3 protein-coding genes and 1 pseudogene are annotated in these 6,144 nt (G+C 38.9%); all 4 read right to left on the reverse strand.

Going from position 1 to position 6,144, the window contains the following annotated elements:
- Window positions 1-230: 230 nt before the first annotated feature.
- Entirely contained in the window at window positions 231-2,897 is a 2,667-nt protein-coding gene (locus tag NI470_RS15345; RefSeq protein ID WP_253148975.1) for an excinuclease ABC subunit UvrA, read from the reverse strand.
- A 42-nt stretch (window positions 2,898-2,939) separates the two neighbouring features.
- Window positions 2,940-4,161: pseudogene (locus NI470_RS15350) on the reverse strand (IS256 family transposase).
- Window positions 4,162-4,254: 93 nt separating this feature from the next.
- Complete coding sequence (gene acuI, locus NI470_RS15355; protein WP_253148973.1) at window positions 4,255-5,232, reverse strand: acrylyl-CoA reductase (NADPH); 978 nt, start codon at window positions 5,230-5,232, stop codon at window positions 4,255-4,257.
- Window positions 5,233-5,313: 81 nt separating this feature from the next.
- Window positions 5,314-5,958, reverse strand: a complete 645-nt coding sequence (locus NI470_RS15360) for a TetR/AcrR family transcriptional regulator (RefSeq protein WP_004779976.1) — start codon at window positions 5,956-5,958, stop codon at window positions 5,314-5,316.
- Window positions 5,959-6,144: the final 186 nt, after the last annotated feature.

A 6,144-nucleotide genomic window follows, 5' to 3' on the forward strand; every position in this document is an offset into this window, starting at 1 on the left:
ATGAGTGCTCGGTTATATGCGGGCCAATTGGTTGTGCGGTAGATTTTGTGTGTAGGCTTCTTCATTTGAAAATTATATCGCTGAAAAAGCCGTTACAGATAGGTTTGTGCAACAAAGCCCTTAGTTGAAAAAAATTTTAGATTTCATGCTCACACACCACCTAAAACAAAAAATATCTGATTGATTTTACAGGCTTTTAATTTAAGGTTTTATTCTACCCACTCGCAATATCAATATTTAGTATCACGACTCACTAACTCATTAACTAAATATGGAGCAGTACGGCTATCTTGATTTTCTGTTATTTGTTTTGGTGTTCCTGCCACAACAATATTCCCACCAGCATTTCCAGCACCTGGTCCCACATCAATCACCCAATCTGCTTGTGCAACGGCACGCATATCATGCTCAATCATAACCACGGTATTACCCGCATCGACTAATCGCTGCAATTGAACTAACAATCGATCTACATCTGATGGATGCAAACCTGTAGTTGGCTCATCAAGTATATACAGTGTATTTCCACGCTGATTGCGTTGCAGCTCGGTCGCCAATTTAATACGTTGCGCTTCTCCACCAGATAGTTCAGTCGCTGGTTGCCCTAAACGTAAATAACCAAGGCCAATTTCCTTTAATAATTGTAGTGAACGAGCAATCGAGACCTCTCCATCAAAAAAATCACGTGCTTCATTGACGGTCATTCCTAATACTTCAGCAATATTACGTCCATTCCAGCGAATTTTCAGAGTGTCATCATTATATCGAGCACCATGACATGTCGGACAAGGGGCATATACACTTGGCATAAACAATAATTCTACACTGACAAAGCCTTCACCTTCACAAGTTTCACATCGCCCTTTAGCCACATTAAACGAAAAACGTCCAGCATCATAATGAGCTTGGCGAGCTTCAGGAGTCCCAGCAAATAACTTTCTAACATGATCAAATAAACCCGTATAAGTTGCCAGATTAGAACGTGGAGTACGGCCAATTGGTTTTTGATCAACCTGTACCAGACGCTGTATAGCCTCCACATCACCAGCCAGAGAACCCTGTGTAACCTCGGTAACCAACATTCCTTCATTTAACGGATTATTTTCATTATTGTTTTCAGTTTCAGATTCATTGCCTAAATATGAAAGTACTAACTCGGGTAAAGCTTGAGAAACGAGACTAGATTTACCTGAACCTGAAATACCTGTAACTGCTGTAAGTACACCAAGAGGTATACGAGCATCAATATTATGCAGGTTATGTCGGTAAATATTGTTAAGTTCAAGCCAACCAGAGGGTGTACGTCCATAACTTTGAGTAACTGGGATTTTATTAAATAAATAACTTGCAGTACGTGAAGCTGAAATCTCACTTAAACCCTGAGGTACTCCACTATATAAAATATTACCACCTTGCTCTCCTGCATCTGGTCCAACATCCACTAACCATTGAGCACGACGCATGAGCTCTAAATCATGCTCTACAACAAATACGGAGTTTCCAGCGTCTCTTAATTTATCGAGAGAATCATATAATGACTGACTATCTGAAGGATGTAATCCAGCAGACGGTTCATCCAGTACATAAACTACACCAAATAGCATAGAACTTAATTGTGTTGCTAAACGCAAACGTTGTAACTCTCCCGCTGAAAGAGTCGGTGTGGCTCTATCTAATGTTAGATAACCAAGACCTAACTGGCGTAATTGATTTAAACGCCCCACCACACCATTTGCTAAACGCTGGGCAGCAATTTTCTTTTCATCTGAAAGTGCTGACGTACGTCTTACATCTGGAGATACAGAATGCACTGCTCTACCTGTTGTTGCTCGTTCAGATCTATCAAGTTGGGTTACTTTATTATTAGTCTTTTCTCCAGCATCATGAGCGTCGAAATTGCCAAGAACAATGGGCTCAAGCAGGCAAGTTAACTTATCCAAAGAAAGTTGCATAAACTCACCAATATCTACTCCAGCAAAGGTAATAGATAAGGCTTCTGGTTTAAGGCGTTTACCATGACAGGAAGGGCATATTTTTCCTTCCATAAAACGTGAAACACGTTTTTTCATCAACGTACTTTGGGTATTAGCAAAAGTATGAAGGACATAGCGACGAGCACCAGTGAAAGTGCCCATATAGCTGGGTTCTAGTTTACGTTTAAGTGCAGATTGAGTCTCAGCGGGGCTTAAACCAGCATAGACAGGAACTGTTGGGGTTTCTTCAGTAAATAAAATCCAGTCTCTATCCGATTGCGGTAAATCTTTCCATGGTCGATCAACATCATACCCTAGGGTTACTAGGATATCGCGTAAGTTTTGCCCGTGCCAAGCAGGTGGCCATGATGCGATAGCTCTCTCACGAATACTGAGTGTTGGGTCAGGAACCATTGTCGATTCTGTAACTTCATAAATGTGACCTAAACCATGACAGGTAGGACAAGCACCTTGAGGAGTGTTCGGTGAAAAGTCCTCGGCATATAACATTGGCTGATCGGCAGGATATGCACCAGCACGCGAATAAATCATTCGCACGAGATTTGATAAAGTTGTTACACTTCCAACAGAAGAACGGGTATTACTTGCACCACGTTGTTGTTGCAATGCTACTGCTGGTGGTAGACCATCAATAGCATCAACATCTGGTACTCCGGCCTGATCTATTAAGCGTCTTGCATAAGGTGCAACAGATTCGAAATATCTTCTTTGTGCTTCAGCAAAAATAGTTCCAAAAGCAAGTGATGATTTTCCTGAACCCGATACACCTGAGAAAACAACAAGTGCATTTCTTGGGATAGAAACATCTACATCCTTAAGGTTATGCTCACGTGCACCTCGAACTTCAATACAATTATTAGATAAAGTAATGTTATTGTGTTCACCAAAAGAATGTATTTTCATGTTTCTACGAGCCTGTAAATTATTTTGTGTAAGTCTCATTTTTTATAAATGATCTTTTAATCGATCATCGAACTGAATCGTAAACCAATTCATTGCTAAACGCCAATTTTGAATTGGCATGGTCCATTTTTTAGCAGCATTTGAAGTTGCTAAATAAATGACCTTTTTCACTGAATCATCAGAAGAGAAGATCTTTCTCTTTTTAGTTGAATGGCGGATCACGCTATTCAATGATTCAATTGCATTTGTTGTATAAATCACATGACGTATTTCAGCAGGATAGCTAAAGATCGTTCGGATATTTTCCCAATTTGCCCGCCAGGATTCTCCAATTTTTGGATACTGGTGATTCCATTGATCGCAGAAGATATCTAGGGGCTTTAAAGCATTTTCCTCTGTACTTGCCTGATAGATCGCCTTCAATCCTGCTGTTACAGCTTTGTAGTCCTTCCAGCTCACAAATCTCAGGCTATTGCGTACAACATGTAGATACACAGCTGGATATCAGTATGAGGGTAGACAGAGGCTATCGCATCAGGAAAGCCTTTTAGTCCTGAGAAGCGCTGCTTCGCAAGGCAGGCTACAAGAATATCTTGCACTCCTCGATTTTTAAGCTCTGTCATGACTGACAGCCAGAATTTGGAACCTTCTATTTGAGCAAGCCACATGCCAAGAAGTTCTTTTTGGCCATCCAGGTTAATGCCTAATGCTAAATAAACTGATTTATTGATTACTGTTGAATGCTGACGAACCTTAACAACAATGCAATCTAAATAGACAACAGGATAAAGACTATCGAGTGTTCTATTTTGCCATTCTGTCACTTGTTCAATGACAGCATCCGTCACCTTACTAATAAGGGAGGCAAATACATCGGCATCGTACATTTCTTTAAAAAAGCAACAATTTCTCTATTTGTCATTCCTTTCGCATATAGCGAAAGAATTTGATCATCCATGCTAGTAATGCGTGTTTGATGCTTCTTAATAATCTGTGGTTCAAAAGAGCCGTCACGATCACAAGAGATATCTAAAGCAAGCTGCCCATCTTGTGTTAGAACTGTTTTGGAGCTAAAACCATTACGTGCATTAGATCCCTTCTTAGGTTGATGCTTTTCATAGCCTAAATGTTCAGAAAGCTCAGTATTCAGAGCGGTTTCGATCATGAACTTTTTAAATATGGCTGTCATTTGGTTTAAATCTTCAGGAGTTTTTAAACCTTTAGCTAATTCAGCTGCCATACTTTTGATTGTAGCTTCATCCATGTGAAGTACCTCTTTTTATTATCCTCAGTAGGATAAATGAAAATTAAGTACTTACACAAAATTTAGAACAGTCCCACAACTCATTTTGTTGAACTATATCTGTACAACAACTCTACCTCGAATTTTTCCATCTAAAATTTCATTTGAAATATTTAAAGCATCTGTTAACTGAATTTCAGTCGTTACTGTTTCTAATTTTGTTTGATCTAATTCTGTAGCCAAACGTTCCCATGCTTCTTTTCTTAATTCGATTGGTGCCATCACGCTATCAATTCCATATAAGGTAATCCCTCTTAGAATAAATGGAGCAACTGTTGCTGGAAAATCCATTCCGCCTGCCAAACCACACGCAGCAACTGCACCACGATATTTTGTACTAGCACATGCATTGGCTAAAGTATGGCTTCCAACAGTATCAATTACGCTAGCCCAAACTTCTTTGTTTAATGGCTTTCCTGGGGAAGATAATTCAATACGATCAATAATTTCACTCGCACCTAGATAGGTTAAATATTCTGACTCTTGAGGTCGACCAGTTGAAGCTGTAATCTCATAACCAAGATGATTCAAAATAATAATGGCAATACTACCTACTCCACCATTTGCACCTGTCACTAAAATTTTTCCATCACTTGGTTTAATACCATGTTTTTGTAAAGCCATGAGACACAACATTGCGGTATAACCTGCTGTACCAATAACCATCGTATCTTTAAAAGAAAAAGCAGAAGGTTTTTGTATGAGCCAATCACCAGAAACAGTGACTTGCTCGGCTAGCCCTCCAAAATACTTTTCACCCACTCCCCAACCATTCAGTAGAACTTCATCTCTTTCTTTCCATGCTGGATGTTTTGATTCAATCACAACACCCGAAAAATCGATGCCTGGGGTCAAAGGAAAACTACGCACCACTGGTGAACGCCCAGTAATGGCTAAAGCATCTTTATAATTGAGTGTTGAATATTTGACTTCGACTCTAACCTCTCCTTCTTGTAAAGGCTTTGATGCAATCTCAGTAATTTGTGATGTGTAACCTGCTTCATCTTTAGTAATTACAATACCTTTGTACATAGAACTTCCTCTCCATTTAATTAGACTGCTTGTCTAGAATTAATTAAAAAATAAATACAGACGTCTGCATTTATTTTTTAATTAACTTTTTACGTGATTTTGTTGTTTTACAGCTAAAGTAAACAAGCGATAAAATGCATCTAAGGGACTTGTTGATTTGACCAAACGTGCTCTTAGAACTGCACCTTCCCACCCAATCCAAAACTGATAAGCAGCTTCATCGCAATCAGCTAGGCTATATTGTGAATTTGACTGATGTAGGCAATCAGAAACTAATTTCTCCCATACCTTAAAGATACTTTCGATTCGGGCAATGATTTCTTGTGGCAAATACGACACTTCTTGTCCTAAGTTACCTAAAATACAACCTCGTTTAAAATCATATTTTTGCATTTTTTCACCCGCATCTTTTACAAAATTTTGCAGCTTTTCTAGTGGGGAAAGATCAGTTTGACTTAAAAACTTATTCAATCGCTTCACAAAATAAAGTTCATAAGCATCTAAGACTTCTAAAATAAAAGCCTCTTTATTTACAAAATAATGGTAGAAAGACCCTTTAGGAACTTGGACTGATTTCATGAGATCGTCCAAGCTCATAGCATTCATTCCACGTTCGGTCAGTAACTCGATACCTCGGTGGATTAAAACTTCTTTAGTGTCTGCATAGTTACAACCGTGTTTGGTTGGTCGACCACGTGGTCTTTTGGGTGAGGAAGAATAATTCATATAATAAAAATAGACTATGTGACTAGAAATAACAACAATAAGATTATTTGATTGAAAATTTTATCTAAACGTCATCTAGTTCTCTTTTTGAACCATACCGGGTTTGTCGGAGAGTCAATATTCTGAGATGAGAAGCATTGCTTCGCAAGACGTAGCGAAGCGTAGTGTCCCGATGACAAAATTAAA

The sequence above is a fragment of the Acinetobacter lwoffii genome, assembly GCF_024129115.1.
Classification (GTDB): domain Bacteria; phylum Pseudomonadota; class Gammaproteobacteria; order Pseudomonadales; family Moraxellaceae; genus Acinetobacter; species Acinetobacter lwoffii_T.